General features: G+C 42.0%; 14 protein-coding genes. 2 read left to right on the top strand and 12 right to left on the bottom strand.

Translation table 11 applies throughout. From position 1 onward, the window contains the following. Window positions 1–2: 2 nt before the first annotated feature. From clpX to BLP33_RS27620, 5 genes are all read right to left on the bottom strand, one after another. Entirely contained in the window at window positions 3–1,241 is a 1,239-nt protein-coding gene (gene clpX / locus BLP33_RS02455) for an ATP-dependent Clp protease ATP-binding subunit ClpX (RefSeq protein ID WP_090524534.1), read from the bottom strand. Window positions 1,242–1,399: 158 nt separating this feature from the next. After that, on the bottom strand, window positions 1,400–2,128 hold the full coding sequence (locus tag BLP33_RS02450; protein WP_090524532.1) for an ATP-dependent Clp protease proteolytic subunit: 729 nt from the start codon (window positions 2,126–2,128) through the stop codon (window positions 1,400–1,402). Window positions 2,129–2,568: 440 nt separating this feature from the next. Continuing rightward, the gene (gene tig, locus BLP33_RS02445) at window positions 2,569–3,927 is read right to left on the bottom strand and encodes a trigger factor (RefSeq protein ID WP_090524530.1); all 1,359 of its coding nucleotides are present in this window, start codon (window positions 3,925–3,927) and stop codon (window positions 2,569–2,571) included. A gap of 141 nt (window positions 3,928–4,068) precedes the next feature. Next, window positions 4,069–4,491, bottom strand: a complete 423-nt coding sequence (locus BLP33_RS27625; protein WP_217633096.1) for a hypothetical protein — start codon at window positions 4,489–4,491, stop codon at window positions 4,069–4,071. After that, entirely contained in the window at window positions 4,451–4,693 is a 243-nt protein-coding gene (locus tag BLP33_RS27620; RefSeq protein ID WP_217633095.1) for a hypothetical protein, read from the bottom strand. Before BLP33_RS27620 ends, BLP33_RS27625 begins: the two co-directional genes overlap by 41 nt. 129 nt (window positions 4,694–4,822) lie before the next feature. Between BLP33_RS27620 and BLP33_RS27615 the strand changes: the two genes are divergently transcribed. After that, window positions 4,823–5,005: a hypothetical protein gene (locus tag BLP33_RS27615; RefSeq protein ID WP_217633094.1), complete on the top strand. Its 183-nt coding sequence runs from the start codon at window positions 4,823–4,825 to the stop codon at window positions 5,003–5,005. 102 nt (window positions 5,006–5,107) lie between these two features. Here BLP33_RS27615 and BLP33_RS02435 read toward each other — a convergent pair whose 3' ends face one another. From BLP33_RS02435 to BLP33_RS02400, 7 genes are all read right to left on the bottom strand, one after another. Continuing rightward, window positions 5,108–5,830 carry a head GIN domain-containing protein gene (locus BLP33_RS02435; protein WP_090524528.1) on the bottom strand — a complete coding sequence of 241 codons (723 nt, stop codon included), beginning with the start codon at window positions 5,828–5,830 and terminating at the stop codon, window positions 5,108–5,110. Between the two features lie 116 nt (window positions 5,831–5,946). Further along, entirely contained in the window at window positions 5,947–6,555 is a 609-nt protein-coding gene (locus tag BLP33_RS02430; RefSeq protein WP_090524526.1) for a GIN domain-containing protein, read from the bottom strand. A gap of 336 nt (window positions 6,556–6,891) precedes the next feature. Then, on the bottom strand, window positions 6,892–7,365 hold the full coding sequence (locus tag BLP33_RS02425) for an SRPBCC family protein (protein WP_254780045.1): 474 nt from the start codon (window positions 7,363–7,365) through the stop codon (window positions 6,892–6,894). Continuing rightward, complete coding sequence (locus BLP33_RS02420; RefSeq protein WP_090524524.1) at window positions 7,337–7,678, bottom strand: ArsR/SmtB family transcription factor; 342 nt, start codon at window positions 7,676–7,678, stop codon at window positions 7,337–7,339. The genes BLP33_RS02425 and BLP33_RS02420 overlap by 29 nt, the downstream gene beginning before the upstream one ends. 426 nt (window positions 7,679–8,104) lie before the next feature. Then, on the bottom strand, window positions 8,105–8,704 hold the full coding sequence (locus BLP33_RS02415; RefSeq protein WP_090524521.1) for a GIN domain-containing protein: 600 nt from the start codon (window positions 8,702–8,704) through the stop codon (window positions 8,105–8,107). A gap of 368 nt (window positions 8,705–9,072) precedes the next feature. Next, on the bottom strand, window positions 9,073–10,968 hold the full coding sequence (locus BLP33_RS02410) for a RecQ family ATP-dependent DNA helicase (RefSeq protein ID WP_090524518.1): 1,896 nt from the start codon (window positions 10,966–10,968) through the stop codon (window positions 9,073–9,075). A gap of 252 nt (window positions 10,969–11,220) precedes the next feature. Further along, on the bottom strand, window positions 11,221–12,360 hold the full coding sequence (locus tag BLP33_RS02400; RefSeq protein ID WP_090524514.1) for an alpha/beta hydrolase: 1,140 nt from the start codon (window positions 12,358–12,360) through the stop codon (window positions 11,221–11,223). 347 nt (window positions 12,361–12,707) lie between these two features. Here BLP33_RS02400 and BLP33_RS02390 point away from each other — a divergent pair, with 347 nt between their 5' ends. Beyond that, the gene (locus BLP33_RS02390) at window positions 12,708–15,746 is read left to right on the top strand and encodes a SusC/RagA family TonB-linked outer membrane protein (protein ID WP_090524510.1); all 3,039 of its coding nucleotides are present in this window, start codon (window positions 12,708–12,710) and stop codon (window positions 15,744–15,746) included. Window positions 15,747–15,753 lie beyond the last annotated feature (7 nt).

The raw sequence follows: 15,753 nt of genomic DNA, 5'->3' as shown, positions 1-15,753 counted from the left end.
CGTTAAGCTACTTTTAACTTTTTCAGATCCGATTTTTCAAACTTCTCGCGTGCGTAATCCAATGTTACGTTCAACCGTTTCACATCCTTTTTAGACGGAAACTCGAACATAGCATCAATCATGATAGCTTCGCATATTGAGCGTAAGCCCCTCGCGCCAAGTTTAAATTCCATTGCTTTATCAACAATAAACTCCAGTACTTCGTCTTCAAAATCAAGCTTTACACCTTCATATTCAAACAGTTTTTTGTACTGTTTCAATAATGAGTTTTTAGGCTCGGTAAGGATATTGTGCAATGCTTCCCTGTCAAGCGGGTTGAGGTAGGTAAGCACCGGCAAACGGCCTATCAGCTCTGGGATTAAACCAAATGATTTCAAATCCTGCGGTGTAATATACTTATAGAAGTTTTTAGTATCGATATCGCCCTCATCGTGCTTAAACTTGTAACCAACAGTTTGGGTACGCAGTCGATTGGCGATCTTCCTTTCAATACCATCAAAGGCCCCTCCGCAAATGAAAAGGATGTTACTGGTATTTACCGTGATCATTTTCTGATCCGGGTGTTTACGGCCACCTTGTGGTGGTACGTTAACCATGGTACCTTCTAATATCTTCAATAGTGCTTGTTGTACACCTTCTCCGGATACGTCGCGGGTGATAGAAGCATTATCGCTTTTACGGGCTATTTTATCAACCTCATCAATGTAAACAATACCTTTTTCGGCAAGGGTTACATCATAATCGGCCGATTGCAGTAAGCGGGTCAGGATGCTTTCAACGTCCTCCCCTACATAGCCTGCTTCGGTTAGCACAGTAGCGTCGCAAATGCAAAACGGAACGTTAAGTACTTTGGCGAGTGTTTTAGCAAGCAGGGTTTTGCCCGTACCTGTTTCACCTACCATGATGATGTTTGATTTTTCAATCTCAACCTCATCTTTATCAATACGCTGATTTAAGCGTTTATAATGATTATATACAGCTACCGAAAGTATCTTTTTGGCATCATCCTGTCCAATAACATACTGATCAAGATGTGCCTTCATTTCTGATGGCTTAAGCAGGGCCGGCGCCAGAGGCGATGACTTCACTTTACGTACCTTCAACTCCTCAGCCAATATTTCATTGGCCTGGTTCACACATTTGTCACAAATGTGTGCATCAAGTCCTGCTATTAACATCAGGGAATCCTGTTTACCGGCACCGCAAAATGAACACCTGATCTCTTTGCTGTTTTTATTCATCTGATTTGTCTTCTTACTCAAAGTTAAAAAATTAGTGGCAAAAAACAAAGTATTGTCCGTAAGTCGGGAAGTCCGTAAAGTCCGAAAGCAACGATACTTTCTGATTTTAACATACTTACTTCCGGACTTTCCGACTTATCGGACTTGCGGACTCAAGATTACTTTCCTTTATTACCTCTTAAAATCTCGTCAACCATACCAAATTCTTTGGCTTCTTCTGCAATCATCCAGTAGTCACGGTCAGATGCATCCCAAACTTTTTGGTAAGGTGCACCGCTATGATCGGCAATGATCTGATACAGTTCTTTTTTCAATTTAGTGATCTCCTGATAAGTGATCTCTATATCCGACTGCTGGCCCTGAGCACCGCCCGATGGCTGGTGGATCATCACCCTTGCATGCGGAAGCGCTGCCCTTTTACCTTCAGTACCAGCTACTAACAGTACTGCAGCCATTGACGCCGCCATACCTGTACAGATGGTAGCCACGTCATTTGATATAAACTGCATGGTATCATAGATACCTAAACCTGCATAAACCGAACCACCTGGCGAGTTAATGTAGATCTGGATATCACGTTTAGCATCAGCCGATTGTAAGAAAAGCAATTGAGCCTGGATAATGTTTGCAATATTATCATAAATGGCATCGCCAAGGAAAATGATACGATCCATCATCAAACGTGAAAACACGTCCATGGCCTGTACGTTAAGCTGGCGTTCTTCAAGAATGTATGGTGTCATGCCGGTTGGTACGGTTGTAATACCGCCTGTTGGCATATTGCCTCTTTCAACACCTGCAATATATTTGTCTACATAAAGGCTGTTAATACGGTGATGCTTAACAGCATATTTTCTGAATTCGTTTTTATCGATATTACTGCTCATGGTTTTTGTTTGTTGTTCGTTAGGAAATGCGGGCGTCTTACCCGCGATAAATATAGTTTTTAGTTCAATAGATTTTTTGCAAGATAGTTTTTATTACGTAATTTTTTGATGAGGGCTTCTTTTAAGTCGGAGGTCCGAAAGTCGGTAAAGTCCAAAAGTTACATGAGACTTACACTTAAGATTTATTTTACGACGATTGCGGCTATTGCATGCTTCTTGCGCTCGTTTACAACGAGTGCTTAAAGTGGTTTCGCGATTGTATCGCGCGGGCCGGATGCGTTATAAACGCCCCCCAGTTACGCACTCGTTACAAACGAGCGCGAGAACAAATAGCATGCGATATGGTAAAGACCTCATAAAATACCAAAAGCAACCTTGTGAGTTGCTTTTGGTGTTTTTATATATGCGTATTATGCAATGTTGCATAATACCATTAAGGCTTACTGCGCTGCAGAAACCAATGCACTGAAATCAGTGTAAAGGATATCCTGCTTATCTAAAGTGATCACATTTTTGATATAATCAAATACCTTTAATGCTTTTACCTCTTCAAATATTTTGTTAGCGTTGTCTTTGTTTTGCAGGTACTGAACAGTGTACTGGCCTAACTGATCTTCAGGGATAGCAGTCGGGCTGTACATTCTGAACTGCTGATCTAAACGGATCTTAGCCAATTCAAACACATCTTCATATTTAATTTCGATTGTGTTATCAGTAATGATCTTGTTTTCTATCAAAGTCCATTTCAGGTTTTGAGCAAAATCGTTGTAACCGCCTTCTAATTCCTCATCGCTTAATTTCTCGTTGGTCGCTTTTAACCAGCGTTTCAAAAACTCGTCAGGAAGGGCGAAATCAACTTTAGCGATAGCCAGTTTGTACATGTCGTCCTGCAATTTGCGGTCGGCATCCTGAACCATCATGCTTTCAAGTTCTTCAGTAATTTTAGCTGTGAACTCCTCTTCGGTAGTCACTGTACCTTCACCAAATAATTTGTCAAAGAACTCCTGATTAAGGTCGCTTTCTTCTAAACGGTTAACGTTTTTAACAGTTAATTGAAAATCGCCTCTTAAATCAGCTGCATCGTCTTCTTCAATTTTCAATAAACCGGCAATTTTAGCTGCGTCGTTATCAAAAGCTTTACGAATATCGAATGTTAACACATCGCCTTTTTTCAAACCGATCAATGAAGCTTTGATTGCTTCATCTTTGATCTGATCTAAACGTACAGACGCCGTATTGGTTATCCCACCCTCAAAAACACTACCATCAGCCGAAAGTTGAACCAATTCGCTGTAAAGAACGTCATCATCTGCCGATACGTCAGGATTTGTCATTTTGCCATAGCTACGGCGGATATTTTTGATCCTTGAAGCCAGCGTTTCGTCATCAACTTTGATTACGTATTGGGTTAATTTATCTTTTGATGAAAAGTCGATGCTGAACTCAGGAGCTAAACCTAATTCATAGCTAAACTCAAAGTTATCGGCAAAATCCCAGTTGTATTCTTTGTTATCATCTGCAGCAGGCAATGGCTGACCCAATACAGCCAGTTTTTGCTCGTCGATATAGTTATTTAAAGTATCTTGTAACAGGTTGTTGATCTCATCAACAAGGATGCTTTTACCGTACATTTTTTTGATGTGCGATGCAGGCACCATGCCCGGGCGAAAACCAGGAATTTTTGCTTTTTTAGCGTTTTCCTTTATAGCTTTTTCAACACGTGGCTGGTAATCTTGAGGGTTGATGTTAATTTTAACAACTGCGTTCAGGTCATTAATTTTTTCCTGTGTAATATTCATCTTTTTACCGGGTATTTAATTTAATCCTTTGAAATATAGCCTAAAACCTAATCCGTGCTATACAAAATTCGAGGCGCAAAAGTATGAATTTATTTTTAATTAGCGCTTGATTTTATATTGTTTTCAAATTTTACAACATGGTTACTGATGGGCTTTATTGTTTTTTATATAAGCGTAAATTGCTTCCAGATCGGACACTTTCATGCTGCCATATCTCCACCACGGCATAATGGTTTGAAATTCGCCCGGTTTTACCGGTGTCGGCTGCATTTTACCATTGGCAAATTGAGTAAAGCGGCTTACAAATTGCTCTTTTGTCCAGCTGCCAATGCCTGTTTCCTTATCGGGCGTAATATTGGCCGAAAACACTTTGCTTCCACCGGGTACTATATAACCCTGTCCGCCGGCAAAAGCCATTGCCTCATTCAATTTACCTTTATCTGATTGTGTGTGGCACTCTTTACAGGCCGCTGCATTTAATAAATAAGCTCCATATTTTACCGTATCTGCCGGATTGGGGATATTACCCAGCAGCCTTTTGCGGCATGGTATGCACAATAACATTCAGCGGAAAATCGATCTGGTGGCCCGGATAATTTTTGCCGCTGGGTTTTAATGTACGTATATATGCAATGATGGAATAAAGATCTTCCCTATCCATTTTTGCATAATAAGGCCATGGCATTATCGGAAATATAGCCGACCCATCTTTTTTAACACCAGTGGTCATTGCCCTGAAGATCTCACCGTCTGTCCACCCACTCAAATTTAACGGGGTAATGTTAGGTGAATAAACAGTACCGGGGAAACCTGCTGAGGCATCAAATTTTTCTCCGCCGGCACCGGAAATCGTTGAATCTGAAGGGCCTGCAAATTTATCCCAACTACGGGTGGAATGACAATCCAGGCAAACGGTTACATTATTTGCGAGGTATTTACCACGGGCTATACGCTGTGGAGTTGGATCTACTTTAATAGCTTCGGGCCGGGCAACGTTGGGGAGGGCCAGCGTAATGTACGATACGCCAGCAATTGCAATCAGGATAAGTACTATAACTGCATAGGCTGTCCATTTTAAAAACTTTTTTATTTTTAATTAGTGATAGGTGGTTAATAAATTAAAAGAGCCATGAATTAGTTAGATCCCGGCCCCTTTGTTATACTTAAATTATAATATCGATCAGTCAACTTTTTTGATAGATGAGGCTCCCGATTTATCGTTGTTTACAGTAGATGGCGAGCCTTTATATTGAATTTCGGAAGCGCCACTGGTATGTACATTCAGTGTTTTAAGCACATTGATTTTGCAATGTCCAATGCCCGATGTTTCGATATCATAGTCACCAACAACAAAATCAAAGGCATCTACTTTACCGGCTCCGCTCAGGTCAATTTTGTGTGATGCGGCCTGGCCTGTAAGATGTACTTCTGTGGCGCCACTGCCATCGGTTGAAACATTGGCCGCGTTAAGGTCAAGTGTTACTTTAGTAGCACCTGAAAGATCAAGCTTGAAATCTTTAGCGTTGAGCTTGCCGTCAGAATTAACTTCAACCGCGCCCGAAGCTTTAATTTCTTCAAGGTTTTTCACGCCGATGTTGATCACCATATCACCGGGATCGCAGAAATTCTTTTTTGATTTAATATGTAATACGCCACCTTCAACCGAAGTTGAAATATATTTGAGCAGGTTATCATCAGCTTTGATATCGATAGTTAACGAACTATCCTGTTTCAGGTGTACTTTAAACGCGCCCGAGATCTCGACTTTTTTAAAGTCTTCAGCTTTGCGTTTCTCTGTAGTCTGGTTTCCCGAACCATGTACGCATCTGTAATTACATGATGATAATATGGCTGTAGTTATTAACGCGCCTGCTATAGTGAAGGTAAAAAGGTATTTTTTCATAGTATGGTTGTTATGACGCCGAATGGCAGTTTAGTGTTACATCAAAATTAAAAAAAGCTATCACATTTTGAGTGATAGCTTTTGAATATATGATAGACTTTTGCAAAAGTAAGTTATTAAAGACCTGCAAACTCATTTTCAACAGTGTATTTGGCAGGAGCGTTGGTTACCTTATCGGTGAAGCTTGCTGCGGCGAAAGCGTTATTGTTTACAAATGATTCGCGGGTGTGGTTCAGGGTATAAACATCGGCTGTACCGGTAAATTCAGCTTTAGCTTTGTCATTAACATTTACGGTGGCAGCGTAAGCTTCAACATTTAATTTAACAGATGCATTGTCATAAAGGTTAACGTTAAGCTCAAGGGCTGCAAGTTTTCCGAATGATTTAACTTCGGCATTGTCATAAGCATTGATGGCTTTCAAATCATTTGCAGTTACCCAAACTACCAGTTTTTCGTTTTTGTACGAGGTGATACGTAGGGTACCGTTGTTGTTTTGTACCAATGCGCTCTCTGAATAATACTTGTTATAAACTTTAACATTGTCATTCTCCCCTGCTGATACATATACCTCAACATTGCCGCGAACTTCGATCTTGCTGATCTTGCTTACGTTATTTAAAACTACGGCTGCGCCGTTGTCAATTTTGGTTGCTGCGTTAGCTGCAGTTGATACGCCAAGTGCTAAAACTAAAGAGGCTGCGATTGTTAATATTGTAGTTTTCATGATGATTAATATTTTGATTGTCAATTATTTGTGTTTCTATTTCATTTAATACACAGATAAGACGCCCCCATTTTTAAAACGTTACAGCGGTTTCGGGCAAATTAGATGTACAGCAGGTTTTAGTCGGCGAACGGCGGAATATCATCGGTAAAAAGCGGAAGTATTTTTGATTATAAATGTGCAGATTTCAGATGTGCAGATGAAAAGTGATGACGGTGCTATTAATGCCATTCGAAACCTCTTTAATTGGGGCTGCTATAAACGCAAAAAGCGTTATTGTTCAATAACGCTTTATACATTAACAAAAGAAGATATCTATGTGACCTTCGATAGAGTTTATCCCTTCCTCACATCTTTTAAATACAGGTTTAACTTTTCGATGTTTTGCTTTAAGCCTTCATCAGCTTTAAATGTTTTTACTACCTGTACAAACTGCTCATGCGTTTCAAAAAGCATGTGCCAGCTCAGGAAAGTTTGCTCTCCCCGTTCGTCAAACTCAATAGTTGCAACAAATCTTGGACTGCTGACATGCTCGTATACTATCTTTTTAAGTGGAATAACTTCTTTAAATACGCTCTTATTTTTATAATCTGTTCCATCGGGGCCATGCATCACCAGATCCCACTCTCCTCCTGGTTTAATTTCCATTTTACTAATGGTATTGGTGAAGCCGTTGGGCCCCCACCACTGGGCAATATGTTCGGGTTGGGTCCAAACTTCCCATACCAGCTCAACCGGGGCATCTAAAGTTCTGGTTAAGCGCAGTTCACGATCTGCAGTGCTACTTTGATTGTTTTCCATTTCTTTCATTTTTTAGGTTTACTACATATTTCTCAAGGTTATCCAATTTATTTTCCCAGTGCTGGCGATATTGATCAACCCAAACTGATATTTCGCCAAGCTGATCAAGCCGGGCTTCGCAGACCCTATCGCGGCCCTGCTGTTTAACGTTTATCAAACCGCAATCGGCCAGTATCTGGATATGCAGTGAAATTGCCTGGCGTGTAACATCAAAGTTTGCAGCTATCGCATTCACGTTATGTGGCTGTGCAGCAATCATATTGATAATCGCTCTTCGGGTGGGGTCGGCTATCGCCTGGTAAACATCTCGTCTGGCTTTCATAATTACGCAAGTAAGTACTTGCAAATATAAATGCAAGCATTTACTTGCGCAAGTATTTTTTGAAAATAGTTTTATTCAATAGAAAACAAAAAACGTCGCCACCCTATTAAAGGTAACGACGCTCCAGAAAACAATTTGAGGTCAGTTCAAATTACCATGGCAGTTCTTCGCCAAAGGCTGATCGAGCAGAGCAGAAAGACTTTGTTGAGACCATCAATAAAGGTGTTGCAGATGGCGAATATCGCCTGAAATAAACGCTGCCTATTATTGAAACAACAACATAACAAAAACTTTTTTAGTTATCTCACCGGTAATAATAGTAAAGCATCTTTTAACACGCGCTCGTTTGCAACGCAAAAGCACGCAAAAAAGCCGCCCCTTTTCGGAGCGGCTACACTATATATAATTGACTCAAAAAAATGGCGCTTATAAAGTTGCAAAGTCATTGACCCTCGGCCTGGTTTCTTTATTCAAAGTTTCGGTGGCGTGGGCATATGCTAAACCATTGCTGTTTACATTTGATGTTGCGTTGCGGGTTAGGCTGTACTCGTTGGTGTTACCTTTAAGCTCGGCTTTTGCATTACCGCTTAGGGTGATGCTCGCGCTGTAAGTATCCAGGCTAAGATTTGCAGATGCATTGTTGTTCAATTTAACATCAAGCTCGATACCTGAAAGGCAACCGAATGATTTAATCTCGGCATTATCATAGGCGTTAATGGCGCTTAATTGGTTTGCAGTTACCCAAACTACCAATTTTTCTGCTTTATATGATGAGATGCGCAATACGCCTTTTTGTGACTGAACCAGAGCGTTTTCAGAATAGTAACGGTTGTAAACTTTCACCTGGTCGGCCGGGCCGCTTGATATATAAAGTTCAACATTGCCGTAAACTTCAATTTTGTTGATTTTGCTGATGTCGGTTAAAATGATGCCTGCATCATTTTTAGCATTATTTGCAGATGCGATGTTTGCGAAGCCAAGTACCATAAACAGTACGGTAGCGATGGCGGTTAATGTAGTTTTCATGGTATTAATATTTTGATTGTCAAGTGATTATTATTTTATTTCATTGAATACATACATATGACGATCTCAAATAAAAAACGTTACAGCAGGCTTGGGCTAATTAGCTGTAGGGCAGGTTTTTGTCGGTAAAGGGGTGATTTTTCCCGGTGAAATGGGGTGGAGAATTTGAGGGAAAGAAAGATAAATTAGATCGAAGCACGACACAATTAAAAATGGGGTCATGCTGAGGCACTCGAAGCATCGTGGGCAGGCCTCTGCGCGCGACCCTTCGACAGGCTCAGGGTGACAGGCCCCTTTTTTATATTGTTATTTCTCCTTTAGAGTTTCTGGGCATGGTGGACGGGTGAAAACCCTTGTTATACAACCTATCAACTCAAATAATAAGCCTCGCCATCGGTTTTAATCTTCCCTGCATCGAGCAGCAGGCGTACGGCCTCCATTTTTTCTTTTTCGGTACCGATGTTGATCCCGGTTATCAGTCCACCGATATCGGGGTTGCTGATACTAAGCAATTGAACTATTTCGGTGGTGATGTTGTCGAAGATCTCGTCTTGATTTACCCTGCGTTTTTCCTCAAGGCAAACATCGCAGATCCCGCATTTACGACCATTTGGCTCATCAAAATAAGCCAGCAACATCTGGCTCCGGCAGCGTTTATGAATGGCGTAGGCAAAAACAGCTTCCATTTTTTGGCGGCACACTTCTTTGCGCTGCTCAATATATTTCCTGTCGACGATGAGGTGACTGCCCTGTACCCGTGGTTTTAAATAGGTAACCTGGGGTTTATCAGTTTGCTGCATATAGCTAAGCAATCCATACTGCTGCAACTGTAACATCCCTTCAACAACCTGCTGAACGCTTAAACCTGTTCGCCTTGCGATATCAAACTCCTTTATACGCACATAATTTTCAAAAGCCCCCCCGTATGAGCGCAGCAGGGTTTTGATAAAAGGGTCCCAACCGGCGTTCTGGATCTGGAAGTTGTATAGTTGCTCGTTAACTACCTCAAACTGAAAACGCGAGGGTAAAAATACGCTTTCGTTAAAAGCAAGGTATTCGTCACGCTCTAAAAACTTAAGGGCGTTGAGCGTTTTAATAGCATCGAGCTTGAAGCGGCTGCAAAATTCGCCAAGGTCGAGATCAAAGCTTAAACCCTCGCCGGCCTCATAAGCTACCTGGTAATAATTGGCCAGGTTATGGTATACCTGCTTAATCTCCTCAACCGATGGAAAGTTAAGCTCATACATCTTTTCCTGTTTCAGCTTATCGGCAGGGTTATATAGCAGTACGCCAAAAGCTTTATTACCATCGCGGCCGCCCCGGCCGGCTTCCTGATAATAGGCTTCCAAACTTTCGGGAATATCCTTGTGGATCACAAACCGTACATCCGGTTTATCTATCCCCATACCAAAAGCATTGGTAGCTACGATCACCCGTACCCGGTTATTTTTCCAGGCCTCCTGCTTTTCGGCGCGCTGGTCAACAGTCAGGCCTGCGTTGTAATAATCGGCCCTTATACCGTTATCCGTCAGGAACTTCGCTATCTCAAAAGTTTCCTTCCTGCTCCGTACATATACAATGCCGCTTCCCTTAACACCGCGTACGATATTGATCATTTTACGGAACTTATCTTCCTCATGCTGCACCACATAACTGATATTGCGTCGTTCAAAACTTTGCTGGTAAACTACCGGATTTTTGAATTTTAGCTTTTCCTGAATATCGGCCTTAACATCGGCGGTAGCTGTTGCTGTAAGCGCAAGCACGGGCACGTTGGGATGCAGCTCCCGCAGATCGGCAATATGCAGGTACGGCGGCCTGAAATCGTAACCCCATTGCGAAATACAATGCGCCTCGTCCACTGCGAAGAGGTTTACTTTCATGTACTTCACCCGCTCGCGCACCAATTCGCTCAGCAGGCGCTCGGGCGACAGGTACAGGAACTTTACCGAACCATAAATGCAATTATCCAGCGCCAGATCTATCTCACGGCGACCCATTCCCGATACTATGGATATCGCGTTGATGCCTTTGGCCCGCAGGTTTTCAACCTGGTCTTTCATGAGCGCAATAAGCGGCGACACCACTATACAGATCCCCTCTTTAGCCAACGCCGGCACCTGGAAACAAACTGATTTACCGCCGCCGGTAGGCAACAGCGCCAAAGTATCATTTCCTAATAAAACAGACTGGATGATCTCGGCCTGCATGGGCCTGAAGGTGTCATGGTTCCAGTATTGTTTTAATATTTCTTCGATGGTCATGGGTAAACGCTGACCTCAAAACTATTAAATTTAAGGGAAATTTGGGCGGGTTATGGATAGAACGTTAAGGTCGGAATCAGAATTTATAGAATTAAGGATTTACAGATGCAAAGAAAATTCGAAATCGAACATCCGAAATCCCAAATTATCATTGTGGGCGTTACCTTCGGCCCGCGCTATCCGCTCATACTGCGCAGGCCTTAGCCGCTTGGCCGGTACCGCTACTATCGCTAACGCAAAACAGGTAGTTAATTAAAACTCCATCAACCATTTATAAAACCCAGGCCAGTCGCCGTTCCATTGCTTTTCATTGTGGGATGCGCCTTTGATTACAGTAACGGGGGCGTTTTCGGGTTTTACCCCTCTTGATTTCAGCAAATTGGCCATTTTTTGCATATCGGCTACCATACTGGCGCTTTCTGCATCGCCGCAAACAAAATAAAAACGGCTATTTTTATTTATTGCAGCCTGTTGTGCCTGGTCATAAATTTGCGGCGCTATCCAGAATGCGGGCGAAAATACCCCTGCATTTCCAAACACCCCGGGGTATTTAAGCGCGGCATACATCGAGATAAGTCCGCCCATGGAGCTGCCCGCAATGGTTGTGTGGGCGGCATCAGTTTGGGTACGGTAATGTGTGTCAATATATGGTTTAAGGTCGTTAATTAAAAATTGCACATAATCATCTCCCCTGCCTTCTCCGTATCTTGAGTTATACGGGTCATACTCGGTTATGCGGTACTCCCCTCCATGATCGATACCTACTATAATACTTTCCTGCCGGACCGGTATTTTTTCCATCAATTCATCAATCCCCCATTCGCCATAGCTTGAGGTGTATTCATCAAAAAGGTTCTGCCCATCGTGCATGTAAATTACCGGGTATTTCTTTTTGTCTGCCTCATAACCGGCCGGTAAATAGATCCAAACCCTCCGCTGCCTGCCTAATTGAGGTATTTCAAAGTTTTCGCTGATCCCATGTACCCTCGCTGTAGCGGTATGTTTCTTTTCAGGTATGCCAAAGTTATCCTGCCAGGCTTCAATATCCAGCTTAATAGTTGTATCTGCGGTTATTTTTAGGTTGCGGTTATCAATGGCCTTACCAGCAACATCGCATTCAACGGAGTTCCAACTGCCACGGGTCACTTTAAAATGAACGATACCAACCGGCAGGTCTTTGTTTATCACGTAATTTCCCTTCTCATTTTTAACCAGTTCCCAGGCCTTATCGGCAGGGTTCCAGCCATTAAAATCACCTGCCAGGAACAGGTGTTCAGACGGGCTTTTCAACGCTGCTATTTTGCCGGTAAAAAAGGAGATTTTCACCTGGCTAAAAAGCAAAAAATTTCGGCCAAAAAGCAAAAACGCGCAGAAAATTATTTTTTTCATCATGACAAAAAGCTAAAAACCGGGAACGTTTCCGGGAACGTTCCCGGAAATAGGTTGCATAAAAGTAAAATTACATATTGTGTAAACATGACACTTACTTATTTCACAAATATGTGTTTAAATCCAAATTTCGCATAAAAACAATAATTTTTCCCCACTTCTTTAATAATTTTCAACATTTCGTTAAAGTTAAAAAAGCTTTAATTAAACGCTTTAAAATTATCTTTTATATAAAATTTGCAATTGATATTTGTAAATGTAAATTAGTCGCATGCTGTTTCGGTCACAATAATAAACCAATTATAGACGGCAAAATAAGCCTTTTTTTATTCATAAAAATCAATAAGTAAATGAGAAAAAATTACTCAAAAAAGTATGTTCTTCTTTGTGCTTTCCTGATGATGTCATTCATGGCGTTTTCACAAACCGGGAGTATTAAAGGAAAGGTATCTGACGAAACCAACCAGCCCCTCCCCGGTGCTACGGTTACCGTCGATGGTACCACTATTGGTTCAACTACCGACCCTAATGGTAATTATGCCATTAACAATGTTAAAGCCGGTACTTACACCCTAAGTGTAAAATTTATCGGTTATATTACCATCAAAAAAACAGTAACCGTTAACGGTGCAACGGTCGAAAACTTCAGCCTCGCTCCCGAAAGCAAAAGTCTGAACGAGGTAGTGGTTATAGGTTACGGTACCCAGCGCAAAAAAGATCTTTCAGGCGCAATCACCAACGTAACCGCCAAAGATTTCCAAAAAGGCGTTATTACCACCCCCGAGCAATTAATTGCCGGTAAGGTTGCAGGTGTATCCGTAATATCAAACAGCGGCGCGCCTGGTGCAGGTAGTACGATTCGCGTGCGTGCGGGTGTATCACTGGCGGCAGGCAATGATCCGCTGATCGTAATTGATGGTGTCCCCATCGATCGTCCGCGTAACGGTGATGGCACATCGAAAATACCGGGCGTTGCAGACCCGTTGAGCTTGATTAACCCAAATGATATTGAATCGTTTTCCATTCTGAAAGATGCGTCGGCTGCTGCTATTTATGGTAACAGGGCCTCAAACGGCGTTATATTGATCACTACTAAAAAGGGCAAAAGCGGTAAACCGGTTATCGATTTCAGCACTCAATTTTCGGCCAGTAAGCTTAACAAATATGTTGACGTACTTACAGGCGATCAAATACGCGATTATGTGAATGCCAATGGCACAGCAATACAAAAATCACAGCTTGGCACGGCAAATACCAATTGGCAAAAGCAAATTTACCAAACAGGCATCACTACCGACAATAACATCAGTATATCAGGTGCAACGAAACACCTGCCGTATCGCGTCTCTGCCGGGTATTTTGACCAGACAGGTATTTTAAAAACCAGTTCATTACAGCGGTTTACCGGCGCAATTAACTTAAGCCCAAGCTTTTTCACAGACCATTTGAAAGTAACCCTGAATGCTAAAGGCTCACAGGTGAAACAGCGGTTTGCCAATGAGGGGGCAATCGGTGCGGCAGTTAGCTTTGATCCTACCAAACCTGTTTACTCGGGCAGCAATCGTTTTGGTGGCTATTATGAATGGCTGAATGATCCATCAAAACCGGCTACAAGCCAGCTTAAAGGGTTAGCCACACTTAATCCATTGGGCTTACTTGAAGAGCAAGACAACCGCAGTAATGTTTATCGTAGTATAGGCAACCTCCAATTGGATTATAAGTTTCACTTTTTGCCCGAATTGCATGCAAATGTTAACTTAGGCTACGATGTATCTAAAGGCTCGGGCAGTGTAAACATTCCTGATAGTGCGGCTTCAAACTACAATGGATTTCAGGACAGTAAAGGGATCACTCACCGCGGCCAGCGAAACCCGTATAGAGGCACACAATCAAATACTATATTTGAAGGTTACTTCAGCTATGCTAAAGATCTAAAAAACATCGCAAGCCATATTGATGCAGTTGCCGGTTACTCATACCAGGATTTTAGCACAAAAAATTACTTTTACGGATCCTATGCATTTGACGGAACCGAAAGACCAGGCTCTAATCCAAACTTTAATTTTGATGAACCAGAAAACAGGTTAATATCCGTTTATGGTCGTTTAAATTACGTATTTCAAGATAAATATATCCTAACCGGTACTGTACGCCGCGATGGTTCATCAAAATTTAACCCCGATAGAAGATTTGGTACTTTCCCTTCTGTAGCATTTGCCTGGAAATTAAAACAAGAGCAAATGTTTAAGGGAATAACTGCGTTATCTGATCTTAAATTACGCCTGGGTTACGGTATAACCGGCCAGCAGGATGGCATTGGTAACTATGATGTGATATCGTTTTATAATCTTAGTGGTAACGCCGCCCAATATCAATTAGGCGATATTTTATACAACCTGTACCGTCCGGGCGGATATTATTCACAACGTACCTGGGAGCAAACAGCATCATCAAATGCCGGGCTTGATTTTGGATTTCTTGACAATCGCATTACCGGTACCCTTGATTTTTACTACCGCAAAACATCAAAACTACTTAACAGCATACCCCAGCCAGCAGGTACTAACTTTTCAAATACCATTGTGGCCAACATTGGCGATTTAACCAGCAAGGGTGTTGAATTAAGCCTTAATGCAGATGTGATCAGATCACAGGATATGAACTGGAGCATCGGCTTTAACGCCACCTACAATACCAACAAAATTACCCGGCTTACCCTGGCTCCTGATCCAAGCTATCCCGGTGTGTTAACGGGGGGCATATCAGGCGGCACCGGTAATACAATCCAAATCAATTCGGTTAATTATCCCCGCCTTTCCTTTTACGTTTATCAACAGGTTTACGGTGCCGATGGCAGACCGCTTGACGGCGTTTTTGTTGACCGCAATAAGGATGGCATTATCAATAGCAGCGACCTTTACAGATATAAAAGCTCAGATCCTAAGGCATACTTCGGTCTTAATTCAAACTTCAATTATAAAAAATGGTCGGCGGGCTTCTCAGCAAGGGCAAGTGTAGGTAATTATGCTTACAACAACGTGCTTGCAAGCTCGGGCACACAATTAAGCGTATTTAACGGCATCGGAATTTTGAACAACGCTTCTACAAGTTTGCTTCAAACTGGTATAGTGGGCTCTTCTGATAAGATGAGGCTATCCGATTACTACATACAGAACGCGTCGTTTATAAAAATGGATAACATTAACCTCGGCTATAACTTTGGCAAAGTGTTTGGCAACACCGGCAATTTGCGCGTAAGTGCTAACGTACAAAACGTATTTACCATTACCAAATATAAAGGTCTTGACCCCGAAGTTAGCAGCGGCATTGATAACAATTTTTACCCAAGGCCGCGTACCTATGTGTTAGGTTTAAACCTTTCATTATAATATAAAG

It is taken from the genome of Mucilaginibacter sp. NFR10 (assembly GCF_900100445.1).
Taxonomy (GTDB): domain Bacteria; phylum Bacteroidota; class Bacteroidia; order Sphingobacteriales; family Sphingobacteriaceae; genus Mucilaginibacter; species Mucilaginibacter rubeus.
The sequence above is the reverse complement of the archived record's forward strand: the minus strand, read 5'-3'. Positions and strand labels throughout refer to the sequence as shown.

Bases quoted from the DNA above. Each gene is read 5' to 3' on its own strand.
- clpX (WP_090524534.1), bottom strand. From the start codon at position 1,241: ATGAATAAAAACAGCAAAGAGATCAGGTGTTCATTTTGCGGTGCCGGT.
- BLP33_RS02450 (WP_090524532.1), bottom strand. From the start codon at position 2,128: ATGAGCAGTAATATCGATAAAAACGAATTCAGAAAATATGCTGTTAAG.
- tig (WP_090524530.1), bottom strand. From the start codon at position 3,927: ATGAATATTACACAGGAAAAAATTAATGACCTGAACGCAGTTGTTAAA.
- BLP33_RS27625 (WP_217633096.1), bottom strand. From the start codon at position 4,491: ATGTTATTGTGCATACCATGCCGCAAAAGGCTGCTGGGTAATATCCCC.
- BLP33_RS27615 (WP_217633094.1), top strand. From the start codon at position 4,823: ATGACAATCCAGGCAAACGGTTACATTATTTGCGAGGTATTTACCACG.
- BLP33_RS02435 (WP_090524528.1), bottom strand. From the start codon at position 5,830: ATGAAAAAATACCTTTTTACCTTCACTATAGCAGGCGCGTTAATAACT.
- BLP33_RS02430 (WP_090524526.1), bottom strand. From the start codon at position 6,555: ATGAAAACTACAATATTAACAATCGCAGCCTCTTTAGTTTTAGCACTT.
- BLP33_RS02425 (WP_254780045.1), bottom strand. From the start codon at position 7,365: ATGAAAGAAATGGAAAACAATCAAAGTAGCACTGCAGATCGTGAACTG.
- BLP33_RS02420 (WP_090524524.1), bottom strand. From the start codon at position 7,678: ATGAAAGCCAGACGAGATGTTTACCAGGCGATAGCCGACCCCACCCGA.
- BLP33_RS02415 (WP_090524521.1), bottom strand. From the start codon at position 8,704: ATGAAAACTACATTAACCGCCATCGCTACCGTACTGTTTATGGTACTT.
- BLP33_RS02410 (WP_090524518.1), bottom strand. From the start codon at position 10,968: ATGACCATCGAAGAAATATTAAAACAATACTGGAACCATGACACCTTC.
- BLP33_RS02400 (WP_090524514.1), bottom strand. From the start codon at position 12,360: ATGATGAAAAAAATAATTTTCTGCGCGTTTTTGCTTTTTGGCCGAAAT.
- BLP33_RS02390 (WP_090524510.1), top strand. From the start codon at position 12,708: ATGAGAAAAAATTACTCAAAAAAGTATGTTCTTCTTTGTGCTTTCCTG.